At 62.5% G+C, this 2,021-nt stretch carries 2 protein-coding genes; both read left to right on the top strand.

The features are described from left to right. Window positions 1-140 precede the first annotated feature (140 nt). Complete coding sequence (locus EOA36_RS34330; RefSeq protein ID WP_127281119.1) at window positions 141-731, top strand: biotin transporter BioY; 591 nt, start codon at window positions 141-143, stop codon at window positions 729-731. A 95-nt stretch (window positions 732-826) separates the two neighbouring features. Further along, window positions 827-1,852 (top strand): NAD-dependent epimerase, encoded by a 1,026-nt coding sequence (locus tag EOA36_RS34325; protein WP_127281118.1) that lies wholly within the window; start codon window positions 827-829, stop codon window positions 1,850-1,852. Window positions 1,853-2,021 lie beyond the last annotated feature (169 nt).

The raw sequence follows: 2,021 nt of genomic DNA, 5'->3' as shown, positions 1-2,021 counted from the left end.
AGCTGGTATCGAATTTGAGAGCCATGTCGGCACATTGTTCCCGGAACGGCAAAACCGATTGCCGCATAGCACGCAAGCCAATATAGGAAAACGCAAGACCGCGATTTCTGGTTCGCGGCAAGATTGAATTGGGGAAGATCATGACAACCGCAACGACGACGCGCCCGCTTGTTTTTCTGGCCTTGCCGCAAGACGGTGCCGCGCGGCTGGCGACGCAGTTTTTCCTGGCGATTGCCGGGACACTGCTGTTGACCCTTTCGGCCAAGACCAGGGTAGTGCTCGGGCCTGTCGATATCTCGATGCAGACGCTCGCCGTCTTCCTGATCGCCGCCGCCTTCGGCATGCGGCTCGGCGTCGCCACTTTGCTGCTCTACATGGCGGAAGGCGCGATGGGCTTCCCGGTCTTCCAGGGCACGCCGGAAAAAGGCGTCGGCATCGCCTATATGCTCGGTTCGACCGGCGGCTATCTCGCCGGCTTCGTGGTCATGGCGGCGATTGTCGGCTGGGCCGCCGACCGCGGCTGGGACCGTCATCCGATCAAGCTCTTCAACGCCATGCTGGTTGCCGAAGTGGTGATGATGGCAATGGGTTTTGCCTGGCTGGCGCTGCTCATCGGCCCGGAAAAATCCTGGCAGTTCGGCGTCGTGCCGTTCATCGTCGGCGACCTGATCAAGGTGGCTCTCGCGGCCAGCCTCGTGCCGGCCGTCTGGTCATTGCTGAAGCGCTCCTGATTTGAGAACATCCGGCCCGGATCACTTCGGGCCGGAGCTTGGCCTGCGATGAGCTCGGGCCTGTTTCCCAGCCATGTCACGGACGGGCGTTTCTGATGAAGGTTCTGGTCACCGGCGCTGCCGGCTTCATAGGCTATCATGTCGCCAGGCGGCTCCTGGAGCGCGGTGACGAGGTTGTCGGCATCGACAGCATCAACGACTACTACGACCCTGAGATCAAGGAGGCGCGGCTGCGGCTGCTGGCCGAGGCGGGTCGCGGCACCAATGCCGGCTATCATTTCATCCGTGGCAATCTCGCCGACCGCAGCGTGGTCGACGGCTGCTTTGCCGACCACGCCTTCGACCGGGTGATCCACCTGGCCGCGCAGGCAGGCGTGCGCTACAGCCTGGAAAACCCCCACGCCTATGTCGAAAGCAACATCGTTGCTTTCACCAACATGCTCGAGGCCTGCCGCGGCAGCCGTGTCGGGCACCTGACCTATGCCAGCACCTCCAGTGTCTATGGCGCCAACACCGACATGCCGTTTTCCGAGCATCGCCCGGCCGACCATCCCTTGCAGTTCTACGCCGCCACCAAGCGCGCCAACGAACTGATGGCGCACAGCTACAGCCATCTGTTCGGCCTGCCCACCACGGGGCTGCGTTTCTTCACCGTGTACGGTCCCTGGGGGCGCCCGGACATGGCGCTGTTCCTGTTCACCAGGAGCATCCTGGCCGGCGAGCCGATCAAGCTGTTCAACAACGGCAACCACACGCGCGACTTCACCTATGTCGAGGACATCGCCGAAGGCGTGATCCGCGCCAGCGACAGCCCCGCCGCGGCCAACCCGGCCTGGGATTCCAGCCATCCGGATTCGGCGACCAGCAGCGCGCCCTGGCGCATCTTCAACATCGGCAACAACAATCCGGTGAAGCTGACCGCCTATGTCGAGGCGCTGGAAAACGCGCTTGGCCGCAAGGCCGTGATCGAACTCCTGCCGCTGCAGGCCGGCGACGTGCCCGACACCTTCGCCGACACTTCGGCACTGCAAGCGGCGGTCGGCTACCGCCCCCGGACCTCCGTCACGGAGGGGGTAGGGCGGTTCGTCGAGTGGTACCTGGGTTATTTTGGGCCGCGTTGAGCGTGATGAACGCGTTCTTGGCCACGTAAAGACCTGCTCTCGGTCGAAAAAGACCAGGAACAAAAATATGTGCTAGTCTCCCCAAGTCATCAGACGGTGGGGATTGCCATGTTGGAAACGGACAAACTGTTCGCCGGCTCGATTCCTGAAAACTACGACCGTTACATGG

Origin of the sequence: Mesorhizobium sp. M8A.F.Ca.ET.021.01.1.1 (assembly GCF_003998025.1) — a bacterium.
Taxonomy (GTDB): domain Bacteria; phylum Pseudomonadota; class Alphaproteobacteria; order Rhizobiales; family Rhizobiaceae; genus Mesorhizobium.
Note: the sequence above shows the minus strand (reverse complement) of the source record. Positions and strands in the feature narration are given on the sequence as shown.

Excerpts from the sequence above, each read along its gene's own strand:
- EOA36_RS34325 (WP_127281118.1), top strand. The coding sequence starts at position 827 with ATGAAGGTTCTGGTCACCGGCGCTGCCGGCTTCATAGGCTATCATGTC.
- EOA36_RS34330 (WP_127281119.1), top strand. The coding sequence starts at position 141 with ATGACAACCGCAACGACGACGCGCCCGCTTGTTTTTCTGGCCTTGCCG.